This window comes from Haloferax sp. S2CR25 (genome assembly GCF_031624535.1).
In the GTDB taxonomy this organism is placed as follows: Archaea; Halobacteriota; Halobacteria; order Halobacteriales; family Haloferacaceae; genus Haloferax; species Haloferax massiliensis.
Map to the genome: position 1 here is coordinate 1 of NZ_JAMQOO010000040.1, position 521 is coordinate 521.

Sequence of the window (521 nt, forward strand, 5' to 3'; positions counted from 1 at the left end):
AACTCGTGCAACTAGCATGGCTAAATCGGACCCCAATAGCAATGACCTCCGGCAGGATCAACCGGAATGGGTCGCGACCATTTAAACCTGGTCGCGGGGTGTTGGCGGGTGAATGGCAGCGTATTGCTGTCAAATCACCGTTCAAAGGTCCGAGTTCGCGTGACATCCGTTCGGATGTCACCGAACTACTAGGGCTAACATCAGATACCGTCTTGCGGCGTACCGCAGGGGCGGAATCCTCATTTCCTTCGGACCTGAATCGAAGCGGTTCGAGGGTATAAACCCTTCGAACCCCGTTCGGTTCAGGGCCGGTGAGGCAGGACGCGTTGAATCGCCCTGCAATCGCGGTGTGTCGTTCGCATTCATCCGAAATGCCTTGGACCACTTAAGGCCGTCGTATCGTGGCGACCCCCGGGAAGGTGTGTCATCCCGGTGAGCGCCTGACGACCTTGGGGCCGGGGCGTTCGGTGGAAGCCGTCGGGGGGAGTGCCCCCGTGCGCTTCTTCGCATTAGTCCGAATG

General features: G+C 58.9%; 1 rRNA gene. It reads right to left on the bottom strand.

The window, feature by feature from the left end:
• Nucleotides 1-68: ribosomal RNA gene (locus NDI65_RS22185) — 16S ribosomal RNA — on the bottom strand; the annotation flags it as partial.
• Nucleotides 69-521: the final 453 nt, after the last annotated feature.